We start from the raw sequence: 23118 nt of genomic DNA on the forward strand, positions 1-23118 counted from the left end.
AAAATAGCCTGCTGGTTATTGCAGGCTGAAGAGTGGCACTGACTCTAGATAATCGGCTGGCTAAAATAAAATACTGATTATCTATGATTAATAGCGATTTGCTATGAGGGATTTCAGGCTCCGCGGCTGCGCCAAAATAGCGCAAACAGTTCGGACTGCGTGTTGATGCCCAGTTTCGAGTACAGGTGCTTTTTATGCGCTCGTACCGTCTCGATAGAAATCTGCAGGCGGCGGGCGATCTCCTTGGTAGAACAGCCCGCCAGCATCAGTTGGCTGACCTGGTTTTCCCGTTCCGTCAATTGCGCGCCGCCGGGCAACGACGACAGTGAGAAGTTGCTGTCGCCATCATCGCTGGCGTTTTCGAAACGCATCCGCTGACGCATCAATGGCAGTAGCCAACTTTCGACCAGAGCCAGAATGCCGAGGTGACGATCGCTGTAGCGCCGCGAGGCGCCCAACGACAGGCAAAGCATGCGCTGCGGCTCCACCAGCAGGTTGAAATGCACCTCATCGCCACCGACGTTATGGTTGAAATAGTGTTGGTAGTATTCCGTCGCCGCAAAATTGGCGGGTGCGACGTCATCCAGGCGCAACAGCCCGATGCGTTGGCGCGCCCAGGCGTCCAGGTAGAAAGGATCGAGCAGATAGAGGCCTTTCTGGTAATCGTGAAACAGCGCTTCGTCACTGCCGTCGCTTTCGTCGCTGGCAGCCAGGATCTGTGGAGGATGCTGGGGAGAAAACAGCAGCGCCACCCAGTTTTCGAACGGGATATGCCCCTTCAATAGGCGCGCACAGCTCAGCCAGAAATCCGCCCCGTCGAGGTTATCGACCAGTTGGCCGAATGCCCGATGCCAGGCCAGCGTCTCGGGAGAAATAAGGCTGCTGTTACCCACTGATGTTACCCCTGTCATGGAATAGCCAGAACGGCTGTTTCGGGCATACTACCATTATTATTACTGTGTTCCGCGTGGAGGATAAAATGGAAATAACCCTGGCCCAATTGCCCTGTCGTGAAGGTTGCGTTGCCGACAACCTGGCGCAGGCCCTGGCATTCATTGAGCGTTACGCCAAGGGCGGCAACCTTATTCTGTTCCCGGAAACCCAGCTCACCGGTTTCGCTGCGGCGCAGGGTGACACCGATTATGCCCTGCAAAGAGACGGCGCGGAGTTGCTGCAACTGGTTCAGGCCAGCCGCCAATACGATGTCGCGCTGGTGATTGGCTTTCTTGAACGCACCGATAAGGGGGTGTTCAACAGTACGGTGCTGATCACGCCGGAGCAGGGGATTTATTTGCACTATCGCAAGACCCATTTGTGGCCGGATGAGCGTAATACCGTTCTTCGCGGCGATACGTTGGTATGCGGCGTTTGGCGTGGAACGCGTATCGGGCTGCTGATTTGCTACGATCTTGAGTTCGCGGAAAATGCCCGGGCGTTAGCCGTTATGGGCTGCCAATTGCTGCTGGTGACGAATGGCAATATGGATCCCTATGGCCCGGTGCACCGCAATGCCGCGCTGGCCCGCGCGCAGGATAACCAGATGTTTGTCGCCATGACCAACCGTTGCGGTGAGGGTGATGGATTGCAGTTTTCCGGCGAAAGCCTGATTGTCGATCCGCTGGGACGCGAAGTCGCCGGATTGGGCCGCGAAGCAGGGGCGCTGTCAGCCACATTGGATTTTACCCTGCTAGAGCAGGCTCGCCGTCACTACCGTTATCTGGACGATCGGCGCTTACCGTTAGCGGGAGAAACGCAGTGGATTGAAGGGGAAGAGGGGCGCCGGGGGTGGCCACTGGGGTAATCGGTCTGGCGTATCCTGTTTGTGCCCTGGTATACAGTTTGTTTTGACGGGGGATCCGCCAGCTTATTATGATGACGGAAAGCCCAACCGGGGCGCGAATAGCCAAAGGAAAAGACAATGCGATTTAACATGTGGCGCAAGGCGTTGCTGCCATTGGTGGTTTTGACTTGCGTATCAGCGGCTCAGGTTCAGGCGGCGGAGAGCGTGGCGGAACCGATCCCGAAAACGTTATTGGGCAACTGGCATATCAGCAAGATCCTGCCGACCCAAACCGTGGGTTGCTGGGATGAACAGCAGGCGAAAGGCCTGATCGGCGGCAAGATCGCTTATAAAGCAGGGAGTTTCACCTGGAACGGTACCGAGTTGAAAAGCGAGGGGGCGACCCTCAGCACGGTGGAAGCACAGGAGTTTGTTGAGGACAACTCCGGCAGCAGTTCTTATATCGACTTCCCGATGCTGGGCATCAGCACGCCGGCGGTTGAGCGGGTGATGATCCAGCATGCCGATACCACAATCAAAGGCATTACCGATCAGGGTACCGACGGCGTACCGGGGGATAACGTGCTGGTAAAAGATGCCAACACGCTGATCCTGTCGGTGTGCAACGTGTGGTTCGAAGCCCAGCGCGTGCGGTGACCCCTGCCATCGGCTTATCTTGTCCTGCCCTCATTGCGTCAGCGCGATGCGACCGAAGAGGGCATGACTCCCTTGCGGGGTAATGGCCGAAAGCTGATCCAGGCGGCAAACCCGTTGATTATCGAAATAAATAAACTCTCCCTCATTCTCCAGCGTCTGGGTGGTTAACGCCGTTGCCTGGAAACACTGCCCGTTAACCAATTCAACGTTCAGCCGGTAACCGTAGAGGCAGGCAATTTCCAAATAATCATGCAATTCGCAGTCTATCGGCCGGTAAGCTGTCATGACATCCCCTGGCAACCCTGCATTTTAAAAATGTAATAGCCCGTTTGGCCAATAGCCTGCTCCACCTCAGGGCTGGAGGACTCGCTGTGGCAGAATGCACAGCTGCTTTGGCTGATATTGTCCTCCTCAATATTGTTCTGTTTGAGGAACTGTTGCGCATAGTGTCTTGCCTGAGCCAGATCGTTGCTGTCGGTGAACACGTCGAAATGCAGATAGCGACCATCCCTGGTATGTACATGAGTGTCAAAAACATTGATATACATAGTTATTTATCCTTTTGCTTGTTTATCTGAATGTGATTATGGTATCGATTCGACACCATAATCCTCGCATTTGATGAAAATCCTGTCAACGGCGCTTTTAGCCAAAATGACCGGTTGAGAGCAGAGCACAAGGGAAGGGCCATAAACCCTAAAGAAGCGTTTCAATATGAAAATGAGCGGGTAGAGCCGGTGATTTATTTCTGTCGTCACGTTTACCGAATTAATTTTTTATAAAATCAAAGCACTATCCGGGTTTGGAAAATAAAGGGGCGTTTGAAATCTTGGGGATATTTCAATGCCGGGATGCTTCAAGAAAATAGCCGCCGATTTTATATCGGCACGCTGATAGGCAAACACTATTACAGCTATAGGCGCAGGCTGGGTTATTCATTGATTGTTATCAATTATGCAGCGCATCTTCCTCTCTACTATTACCGGGCGACTGTCTATTGGATGGGCAATACCTTATAAGGATTGAAAATGAAAAAGGTCACCCGTATTGCGGCGATGTCCCTTACCGGCATTGTCTTATGTTATCTGGGGCTTTCGGGCTATGTTTGGTATCACGATACTCAGCGTACGGTGTACAGTCAGGTACCGCGATCTGCGCTGGAGAAGAATAACCAGGTTCTCGGATTGCTGAGAGAAAAGGGCTGCGATTATTGCCATACACCTTCTGCCGATCTCCCCTTCTATGCCTCCTTTCCCATTGCCAAACAGCTGATGGAATACGATATCCGCCTCGGGTATCAGTCTTTTAACCTGGAACCTGTACGTGCCAGCCTGATCGAAGATAAAGCGGTATCACAAAGCGATCTGAACAAGATTGAATGGGTAATGCAGCATAAGACCATGCCGCCGACACGGTATGTCGCCTTGCACTGGGCGGGGCAGGTGGATGAGCAAGAGCGCGAGACCTTGCTTGGCTGGATAGCGCAGCAGCGCGCGCGTTACTACGCCAGTAACGAGGCTGCCGCGGAACACCGTAATGAGCCGATTCAGCCGATCCCCAAGGCATTGCCTGTCGACGCACAGAAAGTGGCGCTGGGTTTTCGACTGTATCACGACCCACGCCTTTCCGGAGACAGCACTCTCTCTTGTGCCCACTGCCATTCGCTCAATACCGGAGGCGTAGACGGCAGAAAAACGTCGATTGGCGTTGGCGGCGCGGTAGGGCCGATAAATGCGCCAACGGTATTCAACTCCGTGTTCAACAGCGAGCAGTTCTGGGATGGCCGTGCGCCAACGCTGCAGGTACAGGCCGGTGGACCGCCGCTCAACCCTATAGAAATGGCTTCCAAATCCTGGGAGGAGATCATCGGCAAACTGGACAAGGATCCGGTACTAACCCGTGATTTTGTCGCCGCCTACCCGCAGGGCCTCAGCGGCGAGACCATTACGGATGCCATCGCCGAATTTGAAAAAACCTTAATCACGCCGGACTCACCTTTCGATAACTGGCTGCGCGGCGATGACAAAGCCATGACGATGCAGCAGAAACACGGTTATCAACTGTTTAAGGACAACAAATGCGCCACTTGCCACGGAGGAACCATTCTCGGTGGGCGTTCCTTCGAGCCTTTGGGGCTGAAACGCGACTTCAATTTTGGGGAAATTACCGCCGCGGATATCGGGCGGATGAACGTCACCAGCGAAGCGCGCGACAGGCTACGGCAGAAGGTGCCCGGCCTGCGCAATGTGGCACTGACGGCGCCTTACTTCCATCGCGGGGATGTCGCCACGCTGGATGAAGCGGTCAAACTGATGCTGCGCTATCAGGTGGGTACCGAACTGCCGCAGCAGGATGTCGATGATATTGTTGCCTTCCTCGAGAGCCTGACGGGCGTATATACCCCTTACACCCAAAGCCAGAAATAACGGGCTGACGGCCCGCGTCATCATGGTATCTCCAGCCCCGGTAACGGGGCTGTTCCAACGGCAAGATGCCCGTTCGTCCCTCCGGTTTCTGAACTAAAATTATCCATAACGGGACAACAGAAATGTTGCCGTGCAAACCGGGGTCTCTATGAATCAATGACAGGAGGCGCTATGTGCTATCAACATATTATGATTGCCACCGACCTGAGTGATGACGGAAAACGGCTGGTGGAAAAAAGCGCGAGATTGGCCGCGTCACTGCAGGCCAGGCTCTCTCTGATCTACGTGGATATCCACTACGATACCTACCATGCGGCGATTGGTTTTTCTGAGCGAAGCTACGACGGCGTACCTTTTGAAGAGAAAATCAAGAAAGAGCTGGAGCCGCTGACCCAGAATGTGAATTACCCGATCAACGAGGTGATCATCGGACACGGTGATTTTATCGAAGAGTTGAAGAATGCCGTGGTGGATAAAAGTGTCGATCTGGTGGTTTTTGGCCATCACCACGATCTGTGGAACAAGCTGTTTTCCTCAACCCAGCATGCCATCAACCAATTGAATGTCGACGTACTGGTCATCCCAATCAAACAGTAGCCAGTTGATTAACCCTGCCAGTATTCACTCTGGCAGGGTGACGGACAGATTAGCGGGTGAAAAAGTCGTTATACAACATGTAGAGGTGCGCCGCGCTCCAGGAGAAATTTGGCGCGCCCTGTTGCATGCCGGTCAGCGGGATGCGGATGATACTGCACCCTCGGCGTGTCGCTGAGGGCACGTAAAACGAGGCAGAGATTTCGGGCCGCTGCTTTATTTAAAGTCCAAATGTGAAAGCCATCTCTTTTCGATGAGAACACCGGCTGCCCCAACCCTCGAAAAAAGCGCAAGATGCGACTAACCAAACATAAGTTAGGTTATACGCATGGAAATCCTATCCGGTTGTTTTATTAAGATTATTATAAGAATAAAATGCTATGTCTCGGCTAATGATTATTTTTGACTCTTTTTGAAGGATAAAACCGACTTTATTATTTGATGGGCATCACAGAATTAACGCTGAAACCCGGTTCATTCAACTTACGATCCTCTTCCCAAATCTTCGCTAAAGCCTTTAATCCCACTTTACTGTTTTTCATGCCCGATATAAAACAAACGTATGTTTAAAAACAAACAAGTGTCCAATATGACCAGCAGAGAAAAACAGATATTGCATCTTCTGAGACGTGATCCTTTGATCCCACAGCAGGAAATTGCCGATGTTTTAGGTATTAGCCGCTCTGGTGTCGCCGGGCACATTATGAATTTAATGAATAAAGGATATATAAAGGGTAAGGGTTATATATTGTCGGAGCACAGCTATGTGGTAACCGTAGGTTCTACCAATATGGATGTCTGCGGTTATGCTTCCTCTAAATTAGTGTATGAAGATTCCAACCCGGGAAAAATAAAATGCACGCCAGGTGGGGTGGGCAGAAATATTGCGCAGAATGTCGCCTTATTAGGCCGGGAGTGTCACCTTATTTCCGTCGTCGGTGACGACTTCTACGGCGAAACCTTATTCGAACAGGCAAAGCTGGCGGGGGTACATGTCGACAGCTTCCATAAATTGCACGGTGAAAATACTTCGACCTATGTCTCCTTACTCGATAACAACGGCGAAATGCTGGTGGCAATTAACGACATGCGCATTCTCGAGAAACTCACACCGGCGTTATTGGCCACGTCTAAAGAGTTGATCCTGCATGCGGGCGTGCTGGTGGTTGACTGCAACCTGACCGAGGACGCACTGGCCTGGCTATTCGGGCACTCCGGCAGCGTGCCGGTGTTTGTTGACACCGTATCGGCATTTAAAGCGCCCAAAATCCGCCGTTGGCTCTCGCATATCCATACTCTCAAGCCCAATCGCCTCGAAGCCGAGATCCTCAGCGGCATGGCGATCCACGGGCCGCAGGATGCGCCAGCGGTGGCCCGCTGGTTCCATCAACAAGGGGTACAACGCCTGGCGCTCAGCATGGGGCCAGCCGGGGTTTATTACAGCGAAATTGATGGGCAAAACGGCTGGTCGCAGCCACTGGTCGTCGACATCGTCAATGTGACTGGGGCCGGCGACGCCATGATGGCGGGCCTGGCCCATTGCTGGCTGGAAGATATGACGCTGGCGGACAGCATTCGTTTTGCGCAGGGTTGCTCGGCATTGACGCTGGCATCCGAATTTACCAATAACCCGAACCTGTCGAATGGCAGCGTACAAAAACTGTTGGAGCTACAAGCATGAAAAATAAAATGATTTCCCATGACTATCTGGACATTTCGCCGGAGGTGGCCGAGGCTTTGGCCCACAAACGCCCGGTTGTGGCTCTGGAATCCACCATCATTTCTCACGGTATGCCGTACCCGCAGAACGCGCAGACGGCGCTGGAAGTGGAACAAAAGATCCGCGATCACGGCGCGGTGCCCGCGACCATCGCCATCATTAACGGCCGCATGAAGGCGGGATTAAGCCGTGAGGAAATAGAGCTGCTGGGTAAAGAGGGCCATAAGGTGGCGAAAGTGAGCCGTCGCGATCTGCCGTTCATCGTCGCCGCCGGTAAACACGGGGCGACCACCGTGGCCTCAACCATGATTATTGCCGAGATGGCGGGCATTCACGTCTTTGCCACCGGTGGCATCGGCGGCGTGCACCGCGGCGCAGAACACACGTTTGATATCTCGGCGGATCTGCAGGAGCTGGCACGCACCAATGTCGCGGTGATCTGTGCCGGTGCCAAGTCTATTTTGGATTTGGGGCTGACCACCGAATACCTCGAAACCCACGGTGTACCGCTGATCGGCTACCAGACCCAAACGCTGCCGGCATTCTTTTGCCGTACCAGCCCCTTCAGGGTCAGCATTCAGTTGGATGCCCCGGCGGAGATCGCCCGCGCCATGGCCACCAAGTGGCAGACCGGGCTGGAGGGCGGCATGGTGATTGCCAACCCGATCCCGGCGCAGTATGCGGTGCCGGAGGAAAAAATTAATGCCGCCATTGAGCGTGCCGTGCGGGAATCGGTTGAACAAGGCGTTCAGGGCAAGGACAGCACGCCATTTTTGCTGGCCAGAGTGGCTGAATTGACCGGGGGCGACAGCCTGACCGCCAATATTCAATTGGTGTTCAACAACGCCAAGCTGGCCGCGCAAATTGCCTGTTGTTATCAGGAGGCCGCCGCCTAAGACGACGCGTTATTCCTTAAGTTTTACCCTATAAACAACATTAAATAAAAACGCCAGCCTGAAAGGTGGAGGGGAGTGCTTTGCCCTTTTCACCTTTCAGGACAGGTACATTTACATACCCAATGACTTTTCCGCTACGGCTGAAATACGACGGGTATTAAGGGACGGATTTATGGACTTACTACGCAGCCTGTCAGGTATCTGTATTCTTCTCCTTATTGCTTTTATTTTTTCCAACAACCGTAAACGAATCAGCATGAGAACCGTTTTCAGCGCATTAATACTGCAAGTGCTGTTGGGCGCAATTATGTTATATGTGCCCGCCGGTAAGTGGGTGGTTAATGCCATTGCCGGTGGCGTCAATAAAGTCATTTCGTACAGCGATGCCGGTAGCTCATTTATTTTTGGCGGACTGGTCGGCCCTAAAATGAATGTCTTGTTTGACGGCGCAGGTTTTGTTTTCGCTTTTCATGTTCTGCCGGCCATTATTTTTATTACCGCACTGATTTCGATTCTCTATTACCTCGGCGTGATGGGATGGGTGATTAATCTGTTGGGCTACGTATTCCAAAAGATGCTGAGCATCAGCAAGGTTGAGGCTTTTGCCGCGGTGACCACCATCTTTTTAGGGCAAAACGAGCTGCCTGCGGTGCTTAAGCCTTTTATTAACAAGATGAGCCGCAATGAGCTGTTTACCGTCATTTGCAGCGGAATGGCGTCGATCGCCGGCTCAATGTTGGTGGGGTATGCCGGCCTTGGCGTACCGATTGAATATCTGCTGGCGGCATCGTTGATGGCGATCCCCGGCGGCATTCTGTTCGCACGTATGCTGAGCCCGGCAACCGAGGCGTCGCAGGTCGAGTTCAGCCAGATGGCGTTCAGTGAAAAACGCCCGGCGAGCATTATCGAAGCCGCGGCCAGTGGAGCGATGCTCGGGCTGAAAATAGCCGTGGGCGTCGCTACCGTGGTAATGGCCTTTGTAGCGTTAATTGCGCTGATTAATGGCCTGATTGGCGGCGTCGGCAGCCTGTTTGGCTGGCAACAGCTCAGCCTGGAAAGGTTGTTCGGATATGTGTTCTCGCCTTTGGCTTATATCATGGGGGTTAGCTGGGATAACGCTGGGGTAGTAGGTGGGCTGATTGGCCAGAAGCTGGCGATAAACGAATTTGTCGCATACGTGAATTTTTCAGCCTATCTCAAAGACAGCGTCGCGGTGCTCGATCCTAAAACCATCGCCGTCATCTCTTTCGCACTGTGCGGGTTCGCCAACTTCGGCTCGATAGCCGTGGTGGTGGGGGCGTTCAGCGCGGTAGCACCGGAACGCGCTTCGGATATTGCCAGCCTGGGCTTGCGCGCGCTGCTGGCCGCTACCTTGTCTAATCTGATGAGCGCCACCATCGCCGGGCTGTTTATCGGTCTCGGTGCTTTGAGCGTGGCATTATGATCACGCCCTTTCTTTGGCGTGAGCGTGATTATTTTCCGCGCTAAACTTGCGCATTAGATAAGTGACTACTAATGTATAGTCATGAATGAAAATGACCTCTTCAAAGCGCTGGCGGATCCCACCCGGCGCAGCATCTTCGAAAAACTGGCCACTGGCGGCATGAATGCCAGCGCACTGCGTGAAGGCATGACGATCAGCCAATCTGCGATGTCTCAACACCTGGCCGTGTTGCGGCAGGCGGGGCTGGTGTGCGAGGCGCGCCAGGGGCGTTTCGTCAATTATCAGGTTGACCCACAAGGGTTGGCGGTCATCGCGCAATGGCTGGACAAATACCGTGCCTTCTGGCCGGCACGCATCGACAGGCTGAACGTTTTGCTAAAGGACATGGATCAATGACCCCAACCGACGCCACGCAGCCGCCGCTGGTGCTGGAGTATCAACTCGATGCGCCGCCAGAGAAAGTCTGGCGGGCTATCGGGATCCCGGCATTGCGCGAACAATGGTTACCGAATGCCGAACTGGCCGATACCGAACCGGTAGTGATAACACCGGGCGAAGCAATCAGCTACCGGATGCGTGATGATCGACCGCCGTACCTCGAAAGTACCGTGACCTTGCAAATTCTGCCCGCCGCTGACGGCGGAAGCCTGTTACGCGTCATTCACCAACTCGACGACGCCAGGTTGACGGCAGCGAACGACGGTGGATTGCAGCTGATGCGCGCTGCCTGACGCTCAACTCATTATTCCAATCTGAAAACAGGAGTTCACCGATGCGTGAATCGATGCTGCTCGTCCCGACGGTGGTAGAACAGACCAGCCAGGGAGAACGTTCGTTCGATATTTATTCGCGGCTGCTGCGCGACCGCATCGTTTTCCTGAACGGCGAGGTTAACGATCAGGTGGCAGAAATGCTCTGTGCTCAACTGCTGTTTCTCGAAGCTGAGAACCCGGAGAAACCCATAAATTTATATATCAATTCACCGGGCGGGGTGATCACCAGTGGCTTCGCCATCTACGACACTATGCAGTACATCAACGCACCGGTGCATACGCTGTGTATGGGCACCGCTCGCTCGATGGGGTCATTCCTGCTGATGGCGGGTGAGGCAGGCCACCGGATGGCGCTGCCCAATGCCAGCCTGCACGTGCACCAACCACTGGGCGGTTTTCAGGGGCAAGCGTCAGATATCCTTATCCACGCCGAAGAGATGAAACGCACCAAGCACACCGTGATCCGCCTGTACGCCGAACACTGCGGTCGTAGCTACGAAGAGGTTGAGCGCGCGCTCGATCGCGACCGCTTTATGAGCGCCGAGCAAGCGGTAGAGTGGGGGCTGGTGGATAAGGTGCTACGGGCGCGCGGACACGCTGTTCAGCAGACGATCGAGGGCCTGTAGATAGTGACGTTAATAGAGAAATGGCTTGCCGGTCAACGCCTGAAATAACGGCAACGGGCCAGTTGCCAGTCACAGACAGAACGGTACAAACCCGATAGTCACGAGCACATCGCCATAACCCATTTTCCCTTCTTTATGAACGTCCCGATTTTCTGAAATTTCGTGAATTCCCTCTCAAATCTGATCATAAATCCATCCGGATATCTTGCGGCTTTTTTCAGTGGATGATAGTAATGCACCACTTCACAAAATAAAGTGAAGAAGGAAAGTACATTACATTATCAGTTCACAAAGGACACCCCATGTCAGAACTTAAATTTGCCACACGCCTGAACTCGTTTGCCTCGGGGGCTCATCTTTACTGGCCGGAACAAAAAGGAAAACCTACCGTTCCGCAAATGATCGAACGTGCAGCTACGGTTAAAGGATTGACACATCTGGATCTGAATTATCCACAACATATGACCGGCGACATCAAAGTGATGCGTCAGAAAATAGAGGACGTCGGGCTAGCGGTAAACGGCATGCAGATGCGCTGGGATGCTCCGGAATTCAAAATCGGTGCATTTACTCACCCGGATCCGAAAATTCGCCGTCAGGCGATCGAATTAACCAAGCGCGGCATCGACGCCGGGCGTGAATTCGGTGCCGGCATTATGACGCTTTGGATGGGGCAGGATGGTTTCGATTACTGCTTCCAGGCCGACTATAAAAAAATATGGGAAGACGCGGTCAGCGCGGTTCGTGAAGTGGCGGAATATGCACCGGATATCGACATCAGCATTGAGTACAAACCGAACGAACCACGTGCTTATAGTATTTTTCCGAATGCCACCACGTGCCTGCTAGCGGTGGAAGAAGCGGGATGCAAAAACCTTGGCATCACGTTGGATTTCGCACATGTGTTGTTTGCGAATGAAGTCCCGGCGTTTGCAGCTGCTATGGTGGCTCGCCGGTCCCGATTACTGGGGCTGGATCTCAATGACGGCTGGGGAAAACGCGACGACGGTCTGATGGTCGGATCCGTGAACCCGCGTGCCACACTGGAATTCCTCTTGCAGATGAAACGCGATGGCTACAAAGGGGCGTATTACTTCGATACCTTCCCTGACGCCAGCGGGTTGGACCCGGTGCGTGAAGCGGAAACCAACATTGCGACAGTTCTGCGTTTACTCACACTGTGTGAAAAACTCGAAAACAACCCGGCGCTGGCTGAAGCCATTAGCAGGCAGGACGCAGTTGCCTCGCAGCAAATCGTCAATAACGTGATGCTGGCACAATAAAAGCGGACCGGACAGCGTATGTCGCTGTAGCAATCATAAAAACAACAATCGAAGGCCAGATGATGAAAAAACTCTTACTGTCTGTACTCACTACTGCACTGTTTTGCACCAGGGTTTATGCCGCAGATTTGCCAACATTACAGTCTGATACAGAGCCTGATCGTACCGACTGGACGCAACTCTCCGCCAAATATGGTCCGTTACCGGCGATTGATAAATCGCTGAAGATCGGTGGAGTGTCTAAAACGCTCACTAATGAATACTGGCGCTCGCTTGGCCAGGGCTATAAAGCATTCGGTAATAAACAGGGTATTACCGTCGAATATCAGGCTGCAGCCAATGAAGATGATCAGCTCGGTCAGCTTTCTATCGCAGAAACGCTGATTTCTCAGGGCTTCAACGGCTTACTGGTTTCTCCGCAAACGGATGCCAACCTGCAACCGGCGTATGAGTCAGCCAAAAGCAAAGGCATCGCCGTGGTGAACGTCAATGATGCCGTAATGCCGAATGCCGCACATTACGTCGGTAACGTGCAGAAAGATAACGGCGTGCGTGTCGCTAACTGGTTCATCAAACAACACTCTGAAGGTGGGAAAGTAGCGGTAATCGAAGGTCAACCAGGCGTTTATGCGGCATCTCAACGAACCAAAGGCTTTAAAGAGACCATACAGACCAGCGGAAAATTCACCGTCGTTGCTAGCGTTCCGGCTAACTGGAGCCGTGAAAACGCCTACAACGCGGCTGCCACTATCTTGCAGCAACATCCTGATCTGATTGGCTTCTATGCCAATAACGACGGAATGGCGCTCGGAGTGGTAGAAGCCGTGGCCGCCGCCGGGAAAGCCAAACAGGTGGCGGTATTTGGCACCGACGGTATTTCCGATGCTTACGCCTCTATTAAACGCGGTGAGCTAACCGGCACTGTGGACAGCTTCCCAGTGCTGACGGGTGAAGTGGCAATGGAAGTGGTGGTGCGTCTGATTAACGGCCAGAAAATTTCCCGCGTGGTGTCTACCCCACAGGCGCTGATCACTAAAGAAAATGCTGATGCGTTCTCCACCAAGGATAACGCGAAACTGCGCCAGTTACTGTCTCTGCAGCAGTAAGTCTGGTGTCAGAGAACAGGGTGAGGAGAGTTTATGGAACAGTACAGTTTGATGATGCGTGGCATCAGCAAAAGCTACAGCGGTGTAGCGGCGGTCCAGGGTGTCGATTTTTCGGTGAGGCCGGGTGAAGTTCATGCGCTGATCGGTGAAAACGGGGCGGGGAAATCAACGTTGCTGAATATTTTGTCCGGTGTTCGTGCCGCCGATGCCGGTGACATTCTGGTAGAAGGGCTGGTTATCCAGATGAAGAACCCGCTTTCAGCACGTCATGCCGGCATTGCGATGATCCATCAGGAACTACAGCACGTTCCTGAACTCTCTGTCGCCCAGAACATGTTTCTTGGCCGGCCATTAACCAAACTGAAAGGGTTATTTGTCGATAAGAAAGCACAATACAAACGGGCCGTGGCGATCCTGCGCCGTCTGGATCCGACGATCGATCCCGATGAGCCGATCAAGAACCTGAAAGTGTCTCAACAACAAATCGTTGAAATTGCACGCGCACTGCTGGATGAGGCAAAGATCATTGCGATGGATGAACCGACATCCAGCCTGACGCCGACAGAATTCGAGCGACTGGCGGAGCTGATTTCAGATCTGAAATCGATGAATGTGTCGCTGATTTATGTCTCGCACAAAATGAATGAAATTTTCAAAGTCTGTGACAGGGCGACGATTTTACGCGATGGCAAACAGGTCGGCGTGGTGAATATTTGCGATGAAACGGAAGAAAGCATCGTCACCAAAATGGTCGGGCGCAAAATCGAAAAAGTACACCATCACTCGTATGCCACGGCAAGAGATGTATTGCGCATCGAGAAATTGAGTCGCGGCAAAGCTGTGCAATCGGCGACGTTCTGCGTCAGGGCAGGCGAAGTACTGGGGATTGCCGGGTTGGTCGGTTCCGGACGTACTGAATTGCTCAAGTTGATCGCCGGTATTGATGCCAAAACCAGCGGCAGCATTGAGGTCGAAGGGGTGGCGGTGAAGAACCATAACGTCAGTTCTGCCATCCGTGCCGGCATTGGCCTGGTGCCGGAAGATCGTAAAAAAGAGGGTATCATCAAAGAGCGTTCCGTTAAAATGAACATGGCATTGCCGTCGATGGGACGGTTTACACGCTACGGTCTGTTGAACAAAAATCGACTGAATAAAACCGCGCTGGAGGTGATGACCGAACTGCGATTGCGCCCGCTTAATATTGAAAAACCGATCGGGACATTAAGCGGCGGCAATCAGCAAAAAGTCATTATTGGCCGCTGGGTATCAGCAGATAATAAGGTTTTTCTGTTCGATGAACCGACCCGGGGAATTGATATTGGTGCAAAGTCTGAGATTTACAATTTAATAGAAAAACTGGCGCAACAAGAGAAGGCTATTGTGGTGGTCTCTTCCGAAATGCCGGAAATAATGCGTATCTCAGACAGAGTACTGGTGATGCGTGAAGGAAAAATCATCAAAGAACTTATTGGTGATGAGATTACTGAAGAAAATATTGCCCGTTATGCCATTAATGATATGCAGTAAGCGGTCTGGAAACTACTTCCTTCAATACCTAAAAAGATAAAAGGCCATGATTATGACGACGCAAAGTAATGTTCAGCCAAAGGCTGTGCCTTCGGCATTATTCAAATTTAACGTTCGCGATGCCGGTACGCTGATCGGTTTGGTGATTATTTTGATTACTTTCTCATTTTTATCGCCGGTGTTTTTTACCGTTCCTAACTTGCTTAATATATTACAGCAGTCATCCATCAACGGGATTATCGCTCTGGGGATGACGCTGGTCATTATTTCCGGTGGTATCGACTTGTCCGTTGGGCCGACGGCGGCGCTTTCGGCCGTGCTGGGTGCCACGCTGATGGTGTCCGGCGTGCCGGTCCCGCTGGCAATTATGGCGACTTTGGGTATCGGTGCATTGTGCGGTGTTTTCAGCGGGATGCTGGTGGCTTATGCGGGTTTACAGCCGTTTATCGTCACTCTCGGCGGGCTTTCTTTGTTCCGTGCACTGGCGCTGATTTTCACAAACGGCAACCCGATTTTCGGCATTCCTCTGGAGTTTCGCACCGTCATCAATAGCACCATATTTGGGGTCCCTGCACCGATCGTAATTGTTATCGCCATAGCCGCCATTTTGTGGACGGTGATGAACAAAACGCCGCTGGGCGAATATATTCTGGCGGTCGGCGGTAACGAAGAAGCTGCGCGTGTGGCAGGTGTTCCGGTCAAAAGAACCAAAGTTACGGTTTTTGTGATTTCCGGCGTGCTGGCTTCATTGGCTTCGCTGATTTTGATTGGCCGTTTGGGGGCTGCCGAACCGACAATGGGGAATTTATGGGAGCTGGATGCCATTGCCGCAGCAGCGATTGGCGGGGCTTCCCTAATGGGCGGGAAGGGAAGTGTGATCGGTACCCTGATTGGCGCTGTTATTTTGGGTTCACTACGTAATGGCCTTACACTTCTTAATATTCAGGCATTTTATCAATTGCTTGCTACTGGCCTTATTATTATCATAGCGATGTTGATTGACAGAGCGACACGAGGCAAGTAATGAATCAGGATCCGCGAGCCATAGGCGCTCAAATTCGTATGAAATTGCCACACTTGACGCCACTAGAAAGAAAAGTCGTCGAGGCGATCACCTCTAAAAATGATTTCTCCGAGCAAACTTCACTAAAAGAAATTGCGCTGGAGAATAATGTTTCCGAGGCCATGATTGTTAAATTAACGAAAAAATTAAACTTTTCAGGGTTTAGAGATTTCAGAAGCAGTTTGATCTATTACAACTATTCTGAAGTGGCAAATTTACATGCGGAAATTGAACCGGGAGACTCGTCGGAAAAATTGCTTGAAAAAGTATTTCGGACGTCAATTCAGGCAATAGAAGAAACCTTATCTATTGTCGATGTTTCGGCATTTAACCGGGCTGCTGACATTTTGTTTAAAGCTAGGCACATCGATTTATATGCTGTCGGTGGCTCTGCTGCCGTCGCAAGAGATCTTTCGCACAAATTGCTGAAAATAGGCATTAAAACGACGGTCTACGATGATGCACATATCATGCTGATGTCAGCGGCAGTCTTGTCTGACGATGATGCGGTGGTGGCAATCAGCCATTCCGGTGCCACCCGCGCGGTGAATGAACCGATTAAACTGGCAGTCCGCAACGGAGCCAAAGTTATCGCCATCACCAATTACGCCGAGTCGCCCATTGCGCGTAATGCGCACGTGGTGCTCAATTCAACCTCTCAGGGATCGCACTTGCTCGGGGAAAACGCTGCCTCACGTATCGCCCAGTTAAATATTCTGGATGCCTTGTTCGTGGCGATTGCGCAGAAGGACCTAAAGACAGCGGAGAAGAATCTGATGAAAACCCAGCAGGCGGTTCAGGACCTTCGGGAATACTAGAATGGGTAAAATTTTAGTCACGGGTAGCCTTCATTACGACATCGTGATCCATGCGCATCACCGGCCGGAAAAGGGCGAAACAGTCATCGGAAGCGGGTGTTCGTATAAATTCGGCGGTAAGGGCGGCAATCAGGCCGTTGCTGCGGCGAAAGCGGGCGCGCAGGTGGGCTTTGTCGGTGCCGTGGGCGCAGATACGCAGGGGGAATTCCTGCGCGCTGTGCTTGATGAAAACGGCATCGATAATCGCTTTGTGACGGTGAATGAGAGCGTAGCCTCCGGTATGAGTGTGGCACTGATGGACGCTGAGGGAGATTACGGCGCAGTGGTAGTCTCCAACGCGAATAATCACATTGATGTCGCACAGTTTAATGATGACCTGTTGTGGCAACAGGTTGAGATGTTGCTGTTGCAAAATGAGGTATCTGAAGCAGTTAATCTGTCGGCCGCGAAACAGGCAAAACAGCGTGGGATCCGCGTTTGTCTGAATGCCGCACCGGCGCGAGCATTGTGTGCCGAGATGCAGTATGCGGTTGATCTGCTGGTGGTGAATGGCGTTGAAGCTCGTGATCTGAGTGGTATTCCGGTCAATAATTTATCCGATGCATGCATGGCGGCTGAATTGCTCAGCCAGCATTATCCGGCTGTGATTGTGACGGCAGGTGAACATGGCGTGGCCTGGTGTGAGGCTGGAGACCGTAGCCAGTCGATGCCTGCCGAAAAAGTAGAACTTGTGAGCACTCACGGTGCCGGTGACTGTTTTATGGGCACCTTATGCACTTCAATTCTTCAACACGAATCGCTTGGGAGTTCTGTAGCAAAAGCCAATCGAGCTGCGGCCGCCCATGTTTCACGTAAGTCGACAGCTATAAACTAACTTTGCCAGCGCAATCGAGAAGGTAGCCATACGACTCAGGCCGACCGGCTGCGCGGGCTGCAGAGCAACTGAGCGGGGGGGGGCTTTTGGTTTGCTCAAGTGCAAGAATGTGAAAGCCTGGCAGTTCGCAGGGATGTCCGCAGGCACGCTCAAGAATCTCCAGGCGCATCTGCGCTGGTGGGCTGAGAAGGAGGATAAGGCCGGAGTCATTCCAGCGAACAACACTCGTCTGGGTATTCCTGAGCGGCTGCATGCGACCAATGCTGACAAATCAAAGACGCGGGGTGATGCCCATGCGCAGATGAGTCTGCAATTGCAGCAGGCCTTCGGGCTGCAGTGGGAAGAGTCCATCAAGTTCCAACCTGGCTATGCGGCGGTCCGAGGCGACCATATAGCACTCAAAAGGTGGATCCTCGGGGCAGTCGCTGACGCAGGCACCGCCCTCCTAAACTGAGGCGATTAGGTTAGTGATATAAAAATAGGAGCGGACTTCCGAGGCATGCTTTTACTTGATCAATAGGTACGCACTGCGACCCCATTTTATCTAAGTACTTACTCGTTAATCGAGCAAGGCAAGATGCGTTGACCATGGCTTGTTTGTATATTTTTGACTCTTTGGTCTTTGTTAGATTCAGCTCCTCCACTAAGCCAAAGCCCGTTTGAAATGAAGATTCCAAATCTCTATTTACGTCCATCGCAAACTGATATTTGTCCCAGCATGACATATATTCAAGCGGAGCATGCGGAGAATCGCTATGGAGTGACAGTATCGTTCTTAGATTTAAGTCGCCGATTATGAAAAAATACTCCGGCCTTGGAATATAGCCTATCGCATTGAGATAGCCGAGAAAGTAGGCTTGTTCGTACCGGCCTTCGAGGAAGTAGCTCTTTCCTCTGTTCTCCGCTTCGGCCGCTTGCTCAATATTGCCTCTCACGTTAATTGTCTTCTTGTAGATTTCTAATGTTTTTCTAAAATCCATCCAATTAATAACAACATCTCCATTCCAATCTTCCTCAAAAGCATGAGCGCTGAATAACGCAGCGAAAAACAAGAGTGGATAAGCCAAATACACCAATTTTTTGATCATTACTTATTCCTTTCCGCCTTGCCTTTGACAATCAGTGTATCCACGCTGTTCCCATTAGCGCTACGATGACTGACAAGCAGATAGTTTAATCTACTCCAAAGAGATGAAGCGCATCAAGTATCCCGTACCTACCTGTACGCCGAACGCGGATGTCGTAGCTACGTGTGTTCTCGACTGCGGCCGCGTTCTGAGTGACGACCAAGCCGTAGAGTGGGGGCTGGTGGATAAGGTGCTACTGGCGCGCTGACACGCTGTCCAGCAGACGATCGAGGGCCTGTAGATACTGTTCTTGCAGGCTCTGCGCCCGTAGAGAGTCTCCCCGTACCGCGACAAGGGCCAAACCGCTGCCATGGGCATGATCAATCAAAATATCGCGCCACTGTAGGGGCTCTGTCGTCATCTCAGCCAGCAAGGCCGTAAGGCGATCGGTAATCTGACGGGTAACCCCGGCAAAGGCCTCTGGCGTGGCAAAGATTGCCAGCGTGAGCTGGGGATGATAGCCGACTGCGCGATGATAGCGCGTGAGCAATGTTCGAATTTCTGTCCGCGGATCAGCCAATCCGCTCAACCCCTCCATGGCTTCGGCATAGACGCGATCGGATAAAGCACGCAATAGCCCGGCCAGATCACCAATATGGTGATACAGGCTCATCGGCGTGACGCCCAGCCGAGTGGCGAGGGTACGCATCGTCAGCCCTTGTCCACCACTTTCATCCAGCAGGCCAAGAGCGGAATCCAGAATGTCATCCCGCGTTACTCCTTTTCCGTTGGTTGGGCGCCCGCGTGGACGAGTCATTGGGGCAATACCTGATAGTGGGATTGCACCAGGCCCGAAGGAAAGCTCCGGTTCGACAGTAATTTTAAATCAATGTCCTGTTGCAGTGAGCCGAACAGAGGCCTGCCCGAGCCAAGCAGTACGGGAACCTTGGTGATCACCATATCGCTAATCAACCCCTCGCGCAGAAAGGACTGTATTAATTGCCCACCATCCACATAGACGCGGTGCACATTCTGCGCGGCCAACTGCTCAAGCGCATACTTTGGCGTGAGGTTGGTGAACCGGACTTTACCTGTCAGGGCTGGAGGGACCGGCTCATTGGCCAGTTGTTTGGACAGTACGAGTACCGGGAGGTCATAAGGCCAGCTATCGAAGGTGAGTACCTTTTCATAAGTCCCTCTCCCCATCAGGATCATGTCTTTGTCAGCGATAAAGGTATCGAAGCCATGATCTTCGGCCGAGGTGTCGCGTTGCAATAACCAGTCGATGTCGCCATCTTGCCGAGCGATAAAACCGTCCAGGCTGGTGGCGATGAAAACGTGTGTAGTGACCATTGAATGCTCCATATTTATACGCTGTATATTATTGCGTTGGTATGGCCCAAAATCAACGTCACCGGTTAAACAAAAAATCCACGCCGGGGCGTGGATTTTGGAGTTTGCTGCAGAGGCGGGAGTTAGACGTTGAACCGTGATTTTATTGTTATTGTATTTATATTTAACGTTTTTATTTTTATTAATTAATCTTATACTCATATTCGTACTCACTTTAGCTGATGCTACCAGCTGAGGCCAGTTATCACAGCTACAGCCAATTCTTGTTCACCCGGATTGTGTGGTACGACTTTTCTTTATCAATGAATTGTTTTGATGGGATTGTCGAGTATTCAATAAGTGGAAGTGTAGTTGTAAGCACTTTCACAGGAATATATCTTATTTGACAGAGAGATTTTTGCTGGTAACGGGCATTTCGAACGCGATTGATACGTCAATCGATGGAGAGCCCGGCCAGAGTCCTTTCAATGACCAGCAGGCAAAGATTTCTGATAATTTTAGCCAAAGAAGGGTAATGTAATGTCAGATATTAATCCACAGGATGCTGCACATATTTTCCCCCAAGATCGGGAAGCGCTGTATCACTTGGTCTGGCGTGAGCCTGCGGAGCGTATAGCTGCCCTGTATGGCATTAGTACGGATTTACTGGCGAAACAATGCAGTGAAATGCGTATACCCAGGCCGCTTGCGGGTTACTGGAAAGCGCTGGCGAAAGGGATTGCACCTGCAATCCCCGAGCTACCAGCTCTGAAAAAGGATAAGGTGGTGAAGGCGCTTGAGAATAGCAACTCACCAGTGCAACCTTCCACCACTGCGTTACCAAAACCAGTACTTTCCGTAACCCGAAAGCAAGCTCCTGTTACAGGGAATGGCTATGGGTTAATAAATGATCTCAAAACATATCTGCCGGTCTCCTCGGTTACAGAAGATGGCTATTACAAGCCTACGAAAAAGAAATTATTGGATCTCAACGTTTCTGATACGGGATTTGATAGTGCGATAGAGTTCCTGAGTAGATTCTTTGATGCCCTGGGAAATAAGGGATACCGGGTTACGTTGGATGCACCGGGAGAAAGGCTACATCGTGCGGATATTGATATTAAGGAAGATTCGAAAGAGGGTGGGTATCGCTGGGGCAATCTATGGCGGCCTTATACGCCAAGTATTATTTGTATTGGGGATATGTACTTTGCGTTTAGTCTTGCTGAAATGACGGAGTATGTTCCAGCGAAAAAAGTCAAGAATCGCTATGTACGTGACGAACAGATGGGGAGATGGATACGGGGAAGAAATAGTGAACCTTTTCTTCACGTATCGAAACATACCTTGCCTACTGGGCGATTTCTGTTGCAGCTTTACTCACCTTATACTTCCGCAAAATGGTTACTTCAGTTCCGGCAGACAAAACAATGTGGATTAATTAGTCAGATCCCTAAGATGATTTCGGCAATGCTACAGGCTGTTCCGTTAATTTCAAAGCAACTAGAACAGGCCAGAATTGAAGCTGAGGAGTGGCGCATTCAGCGTGAGCGGGAACAAGCCATATACTTGGAAAAGAAGCGGATAGAGCAGGCGGAGGAAGCGCGCAGTGCCAGTCGTACTGAGCTGAAATCCATTATTGCCCAGTGGGCAGAAGACAAACGGCTGGAGCAGTTTTTTTACGAAGCAGAGATGGATGCAGCAATGCTTGATAACCAGCAGAAGATACAGGTCATGGAACGCCTGCAACTTGCCCGTCAGTTCCTGTCTGACGATACGGCAATTGAGCGGTTGTTGAAGTGGAAAACACCAGGAGAGTGGTTAAACAAAGGATGAGTCTATTTCCTCGTCACGGTGTTAAATTAATGTGGATTGAACCTGATAACCCAAAACCGACATTTGGCCCGGATCGGCCAACTTAGCTCTGAGATACTTCGAATATTCTACAGAACTTTTTCTTACTAGAAATCAGCTTGGGTCAAATCCGAGTTCGTGGGCAAGTTTATTTGAGTCAGTTATGAAGGCAAATACTGGCCAAGCCTTAGGATTTTCATTAACAGCATGATTGTATTCAGCTTCACTTGCAGGAATGCGATTGTCGATCAGAAAATAACCGATTAGCGGTTTGCGAAGCGCGAACCGTTTGGTGATTCCATCCTGATCCAACTCATAATCGATCACGATTAATGCCTGCTGATCTTGGCTGAGGTGTGGATTAGGCCTCAGCTCAAGTTCGATCATCTGCTCCCACTCAGTATCAGGATTAGATGGGACACCTCTACAACGTTCAAAGGCAGGTGCATTATCGCCCCAGTTCTGCGTGTTTTTCGAGGGTTTAACTATTTTTGGGGTGCTTTTGAAACGACCAATGAGAAAATCGCGATACGCCATATTATCCCAACAAAAAGCGCGTACGTGGTAACGGTTATTAACGAACGCGATAGCCGTGGGTGTTAGCCGTCGGCTACGTCCTTTAGGTGAATTCATTGTTGCTACTACAGCTTCAATAGACTGCTGGTGCTCAATGGCCGAGAGTAATCGGGCCAGAACACGCAAATTATGATGGCGTAACAGCATGGGCATTTCAGTGGTGTGTGCAGTTATGGGCGGCGCGAACTCTTCAATGGCCTGCCACTGCAAATCTGCCTTGGATAATAACACCGGCTCAAACCCTTCAGTAGGTTGATAGTAGGGAATACCTAACTGATATGGCTTTAGCGCCTTAGGCGAGAGTTGCTGGTAAAGCTTTATATCTTTCTGAGCCTGAGGGCGTGAGATACCAAAGGTTTCCATCAGCATGGTCGTTGTTAGCCGACGCTCCCAGAGCAACTGACGCTCAATGTAACACAAACGCAGCCACTGAGGGTGCGAGTATGCCCCAGTCTCTAGCCGCTTACTGGCTAAATCCATTACGGAGACTGTTTGCGTGTCTGATGCGATCGCGGGTTTCATGTACTGTGAGTACTGCATATAGTGGCCCTTCTAATATCTTAAATGTGCAGACATCCGAAAGTATAAGTTGGCACTGTATAAATATCTACTACCATTATTTAATAATGGGGTGTATAAAATATACATATGGCTAAGTTGTACTTTCAGGTGAACTCAAAAAGTAACGAAAGAGCGTAGGAC

Annotated in this window: 25 protein-coding genes and 1 pseudogene; 18 read left to right on the forward strand and 8 right to left on the reverse strand. The window is 51.4% G+C overall.

The window, feature by feature from the left end; genetic code table 11:
• Positions 1 to 113 precede the first annotated feature (113 nt).
• Complete coding sequence (locus tag M495_RS09405; RefSeq protein WP_020826406.1) at positions 114 to 893, reverse strand: helix-turn-helix transcriptional regulator; 780 nt, start codon at positions 891 to 893, stop codon at positions 114 to 116.
• 86 nt (positions 894 to 979) lie between these two features.
• Between M495_RS09405 and M495_RS09410 the strand changes: the two genes are divergently transcribed.
• Both M495_RS09410 and M495_RS09415 read left to right on the forward strand, forming a co-directional pair.
• On the forward strand, positions 980 to 1801 hold the full coding sequence (locus M495_RS09410) for a carbon-nitrogen hydrolase family protein (RefSeq protein ID WP_020826407.1): 822 nt from the start codon (positions 980 to 982) through the stop codon (positions 1799 to 1801).
• Positions 1802 to 1918: 117 nt separating this feature from the next.
• Positions 1919 to 2437: a hypothetical protein gene (locus M495_RS09415; RefSeq protein ID WP_020826408.1), complete on the forward strand. Its 519-nt coding sequence runs from the start codon at positions 1919 to 1921 to the stop codon at positions 2435 to 2437.
• Between the two features lie 30 nt (positions 2438 to 2467).
• Here the strand turns inward: M495_RS09415 and M495_RS09420 are convergent, their stop codons facing one another.
• Together M495_RS09420 and M495_RS09425 are read right to left on the reverse strand one after the other, a co-directional pair.
• A complete protein-coding gene (locus tag M495_RS09420; protein ID WP_020826409.1) occupies positions 2468 to 2722 on the reverse strand; it encodes a Rho-binding antiterminator in 255 nt (84 codons plus the stop codon).
• Positions 2719 to 2985 (reverse strand): DUF2024 family protein, encoded by a 267-nt coding sequence (locus M495_RS09425; protein ID WP_020826410.1) that lies wholly within the window; start codon positions 2983 to 2985, stop codon positions 2719 to 2721. Before M495_RS09425 ends, M495_RS09420 begins: the two co-directional genes overlap by 4 nt.
• A gap of 480 nt (positions 2986 to 3465) precedes the next feature.
• On the opposite strand from M495_RS09425, the gene M495_RS09430 reads away from it, so the two are divergent.
• Together M495_RS09430 and M495_RS09435 are read left to right on the forward strand one after the other, a co-directional pair.
• The gene (locus M495_RS09430) at positions 3466 to 4863 is read left to right on the forward strand and encodes a cytochrome-c peroxidase (RefSeq protein ID WP_020826411.1); all 1398 of its coding nucleotides are present in this window, start codon (positions 3466 to 3468) and stop codon (positions 4861 to 4863) included.
• Positions 4864 to 5034: 171 nt separating this feature from the next.
• Positions 5035 to 5460, forward strand: coding sequence for a universal stress protein (locus tag M495_RS09435; RefSeq protein WP_020826412.1), 426 nt, complete (start codon positions 5035 to 5037; stop codon positions 5458 to 5460).
• A 49-nt stretch (positions 5461 to 5509) separates the two neighbouring features.
• Here the strand turns inward: M495_RS09435 and M495_RS26205 are convergent.
• A pseudogene (locus M495_RS26205) lies at positions 5510 to 5599 on the reverse strand (MGH1-like glycoside hydrolase domain-containing protein); the annotation flags it as partial.
• Between the two features lie 420 nt (positions 5600 to 6019).
• Between M495_RS26205 and M495_RS09440 the strand changes: the two are divergent.
• The 13 genes from M495_RS09440 to M495_RS09500 all read left to right on the forward strand — a co-directional run bounded on the left by M495_RS09440 (position 6020) and on the right by M495_RS09500 (position 18041).
• Entirely contained in the window at positions 6020 to 7138 is a 1119-nt protein-coding gene (locus tag M495_RS09440; RefSeq protein ID WP_020826413.1) for a PfkB family carbohydrate kinase, read from the forward strand.
• Positions 7135 to 8073 carry a pseudouridine-5'-phosphate glycosidase gene (locus tag M495_RS09445; RefSeq protein WP_020826414.1) on the forward strand — a complete coding sequence of 313 codons (939 nt, stop codon included), beginning with the start codon at positions 7135 to 7137 and terminating at the stop codon, positions 8071 to 8073. The genes M495_RS09440 and M495_RS09445 overlap by 4 nt, the downstream gene beginning before the upstream one ends.
• A 172-nt stretch (positions 8074 to 8245) precedes the next feature.
• Entirely contained in the window at positions 8246 to 9517 is a 1272-nt protein-coding gene (locus M495_RS09450) for a NupC/NupG family nucleoside CNT transporter (protein WP_020826415.1), read from the forward strand.
• An 81-nt stretch (positions 9518 to 9598) separates the two neighbouring features.
• Positions 9599 to 9913 (forward strand): ArsR/SmtB family transcription factor, encoded by a 315-nt coding sequence (locus M495_RS09455; RefSeq protein WP_020826416.1) that lies wholly within the window; start codon positions 9599 to 9601, stop codon positions 9911 to 9913.
• Positions 9910 to 10248 (forward strand): SRPBCC family protein, encoded by a 339-nt coding sequence (locus M495_RS09460; protein ID WP_020826417.1) that lies wholly within the window; start codon positions 9910 to 9912, stop codon positions 10246 to 10248. Before M495_RS09455 ends, M495_RS09460 begins: the two co-directional genes overlap by 4 nt.
• A 41-nt stretch (positions 10249 to 10289) precedes the next feature.
• Positions 10290 to 10916 carry an ATP-dependent Clp protease proteolytic subunit gene (locus M495_RS09465; RefSeq protein WP_020826418.1) on the forward strand — a complete coding sequence of 209 codons (627 nt, stop codon included), beginning with the start codon at positions 10290 to 10292 and terminating at the stop codon, positions 10914 to 10916.
• A 302-nt stretch (positions 10917 to 11218) separates the two neighbouring features.
• The gene (locus tag M495_RS09470; protein ID WP_020826420.1) at positions 11219 to 12199 is read left to right on the forward strand and encodes a TIM barrel protein; all 981 of its coding nucleotides are present in this window, start codon (positions 11219 to 11221) and stop codon (positions 12197 to 12199) included.
• 62 nt (positions 12200 to 12261) lie between these two features.
• Positions 12262 to 13305, forward strand: a complete 1044-nt coding sequence (locus tag M495_RS09475; RefSeq protein WP_020826421.1) for a sugar ABC transporter substrate-binding protein — start codon at positions 12262 to 12264, stop codon at positions 13303 to 13305.
• Between the two features lie 33 nt (positions 13306 to 13338).
• Positions 13339 to 14832, forward strand: coding sequence for a sugar ABC transporter ATP-binding protein (locus M495_RS09480; RefSeq protein ID WP_020826422.1), 1494 nt, complete (start codon positions 13339 to 13341; stop codon positions 14830 to 14832).
• Positions 14833 to 14884: 52 nt separating this feature from the next.
• Positions 14885 to 15856, forward strand: coding sequence for an ABC transporter permease (locus M495_RS09485; RefSeq protein WP_041415322.1), 972 nt, complete (start codon positions 14885 to 14887; stop codon positions 15854 to 15856).
• Positions 15856 to 16713: a MurR/RpiR family transcriptional regulator gene (locus M495_RS09490; RefSeq protein WP_020826424.1), complete on the forward strand. Its 858-nt coding sequence runs from the start codon at positions 15856 to 15858 to the stop codon at positions 16711 to 16713. Before M495_RS09485 ends, M495_RS09490 begins: the two co-directional genes overlap by 1 nt.
• A 1-nt stretch (position 16714) precedes the next feature.
• Positions 16715 to 17587, forward strand: a complete 873-nt coding sequence (locus M495_RS09495) for a PfkB family carbohydrate kinase (RefSeq protein WP_020826425.1) — start codon at positions 16715 to 16717, stop codon at positions 17585 to 17587.
• 109 nt (positions 17588 to 17696) lie between these two features.
• Positions 17697 to 18041 (forward strand): site-specific integrase, encoded by a 345-nt coding sequence (locus M495_RS09500; RefSeq protein ID WP_144079307.1) that lies wholly within the window; start codon positions 17697 to 17699, stop codon positions 18039 to 18041.
• 10 nt (positions 18042 to 18051) lie between these two features.
• On the opposite strand, the gene M495_RS09505 is transcribed toward M495_RS09500, so the two are convergent.
• The 3 genes from M495_RS09505 to M495_RS09515 form a co-directional block, all read right to left on the reverse strand.
• Positions 18052 to 18675: a hypothetical protein gene (locus M495_RS09505; RefSeq protein WP_020826427.1), complete on the reverse strand. Its 624-nt coding sequence runs from the start codon at positions 18673 to 18675 to the stop codon at positions 18052 to 18054.
• 232 nt (positions 18676 to 18907) lie between these two features.
• Positions 18908 to 19471 (reverse strand): TetR/AcrR family transcriptional regulator, encoded by a 564-nt coding sequence (locus M495_RS09510; RefSeq protein WP_020826428.1) that lies wholly within the window; start codon positions 19469 to 19471, stop codon positions 18908 to 18910.
• On the reverse strand, positions 19468 to 20007 hold the full coding sequence (locus M495_RS09515) for a dihydrofolate reductase family protein (protein ID WP_020826429.1): 540 nt from the start codon (positions 20005 to 20007) through the stop codon (positions 19468 to 19470). Before M495_RS09515 ends, M495_RS09510 begins: the two co-directional genes overlap by 4 nt.
• A 519-nt stretch (positions 20008 to 20526) precedes the next feature.
• Here M495_RS09515 and M495_RS09520 point away from each other — a divergent pair.
• The gene (locus M495_RS09520) at positions 20527 to 21822 is read left to right on the forward strand and encodes a phage tail tape measure protein (protein ID WP_020826431.1); all 1296 of its coding nucleotides are present in this window, start codon (positions 20527 to 20529) and stop codon (positions 21820 to 21822) included.
• A 132-nt stretch (positions 21823 to 21954) separates the two neighbouring features.
• On the opposite strand, the gene M495_RS09525 is transcribed toward M495_RS09520, so the two are convergent.
• Positions 21955 to 22956, reverse strand: a complete 1002-nt coding sequence (locus tag M495_RS09525) for a WYL domain-containing protein (protein ID WP_020826432.1) — start codon at positions 22954 to 22956, stop codon at positions 21955 to 21957.
• Positions 22957 to 23118 lie beyond the last annotated feature (162 nt).

It is taken from the genome of Serratia liquefaciens ATCC 27592, assembly GCF_000422085.1.
In the GTDB taxonomy this organism is placed as follows: Bacteria; Pseudomonadota; Gammaproteobacteria; order Enterobacterales; family Enterobacteriaceae; genus Serratia; species Serratia liquefaciens.

Bases quoted from the DNA above. Each gene is read 5' to 3' on its own strand.
- M495_RS09410 (WP_020826407.1), top strand. From the start codon at position 980: ATGGAAATAACCCTGGCCCAATTGCCCTGTCGTGAAGGTTGCGTTGCC.
- M495_RS09415 (WP_020826408.1), top strand. From the start codon at position 1,919: ATGCGATTTAACATGTGGCGCAAGGCGTTGCTGCCATTGGTGGTTTTG.
- M495_RS09420 (WP_020826409.1), bottom strand. From the start codon at position 2,722: ATGACAGCTTACCGGCCGATAGACTGCGAATTGCATGATTATTTGGAA.
- M495_RS09425 (WP_020826410.1), bottom strand. From the start codon at position 2,985: ATGTATATCAATGTTTTTGACACTCATGTACATACCAGGGATGGTCGC.
- M495_RS09430 (WP_020826411.1), top strand. From the start codon at position 3,466: ATGAAAAAGGTCACCCGTATTGCGGCGATGTCCCTTACCGGCATTGTC.
- M495_RS09435 (WP_020826412.1), top strand. From the start codon at position 5,035: ATGTGCTATCAACATATTATGATTGCCACCGACCTGAGTGATGACGGA.
- M495_RS09440 (WP_020826413.1), top strand. From the start codon at position 6,020: ATGTTTAAAAACAAACAAGTGTCCAATATGACCAGCAGAGAAAAACAG.
- M495_RS09445 (WP_020826414.1), top strand. From the start codon at position 7,135: ATGAAAAATAAAATGATTTCCCATGACTATCTGGACATTTCGCCGGAG.
- M495_RS09450 (WP_020826415.1), top strand. From the start codon at position 8,246: ATGGACTTACTACGCAGCCTGTCAGGTATCTGTATTCTTCTCCTTATT.
- M495_RS09455 (WP_020826416.1), top strand. From the start codon at position 9,599: ATGAATGAAAATGACCTCTTCAAAGCGCTGGCGGATCCCACCCGGCGC.
- M495_RS09460 (WP_020826417.1), top strand. From the start codon at position 9,910: ATGACCCCAACCGACGCCACGCAGCCGCCGCTGGTGCTGGAGTATCAA.
- M495_RS09465 (WP_020826418.1), top strand. From the start codon at position 10,290: ATGCGTGAATCGATGCTGCTCGTCCCGACGGTGGTAGAACAGACCAGC.
- M495_RS09470 (WP_020826420.1), top strand. From the start codon at position 11,219: ATGTCAGAACTTAAATTTGCCACACGCCTGAACTCGTTTGCCTCGGGG.
- M495_RS09475 (WP_020826421.1), top strand. From the start codon at position 12,262: ATGAAAAAACTCTTACTGTCTGTACTCACTACTGCACTGTTTTGCACC.
- M495_RS09480 (WP_020826422.1), top strand. From the start codon at position 13,339: ATGGAACAGTACAGTTTGATGATGCGTGGCATCAGCAAAAGCTACAGC.
- M495_RS09485 (WP_041415322.1), top strand. From the start codon at position 14,885: ATGACGACGCAAAGTAATGTTCAGCCAAAGGCTGTGCCTTCGGCATTA.
- M495_RS09490 (WP_020826424.1), top strand. From the start codon at position 15,856: ATGAATCAGGATCCGCGAGCCATAGGCGCTCAAATTCGTATGAAATTG.
- M495_RS09495 (WP_020826425.1), top strand. From the start codon at position 16,715: ATGGGTAAAATTTTAGTCACGGGTAGCCTTCATTACGACATCGTGATC.
- M495_RS09505 (WP_020826427.1), bottom strand. From the start codon at position 18,675: ATGATCAAAAAATTGGTGTATTTGGCTTATCCACTCTTGTTTTTCGCT.
- M495_RS09510 (WP_020826428.1), bottom strand. From the start codon at position 19,471: ATGACTCGTCCACGCGGGCGCCCAACCAACGGAAAAGGAGTAACGCGG.
- M495_RS09515 (WP_020826429.1), bottom strand. From the start codon at position 20,007: ATGGTCACTACACACGTTTTCATCGCCACCAGCCTGGACGGTTTTATC.
- M495_RS09520 (WP_020826431.1), top strand. From the start codon at position 20,527: ATGTCAGATATTAATCCACAGGATGCTGCACATATTTTCCCCCAAGAT.
- M495_RS09525 (WP_020826432.1), bottom strand. From the start codon at position 22,956: ATGCAGTACTCACAGTACATGAAACCCGCGATCGCATCAGACACGCAA.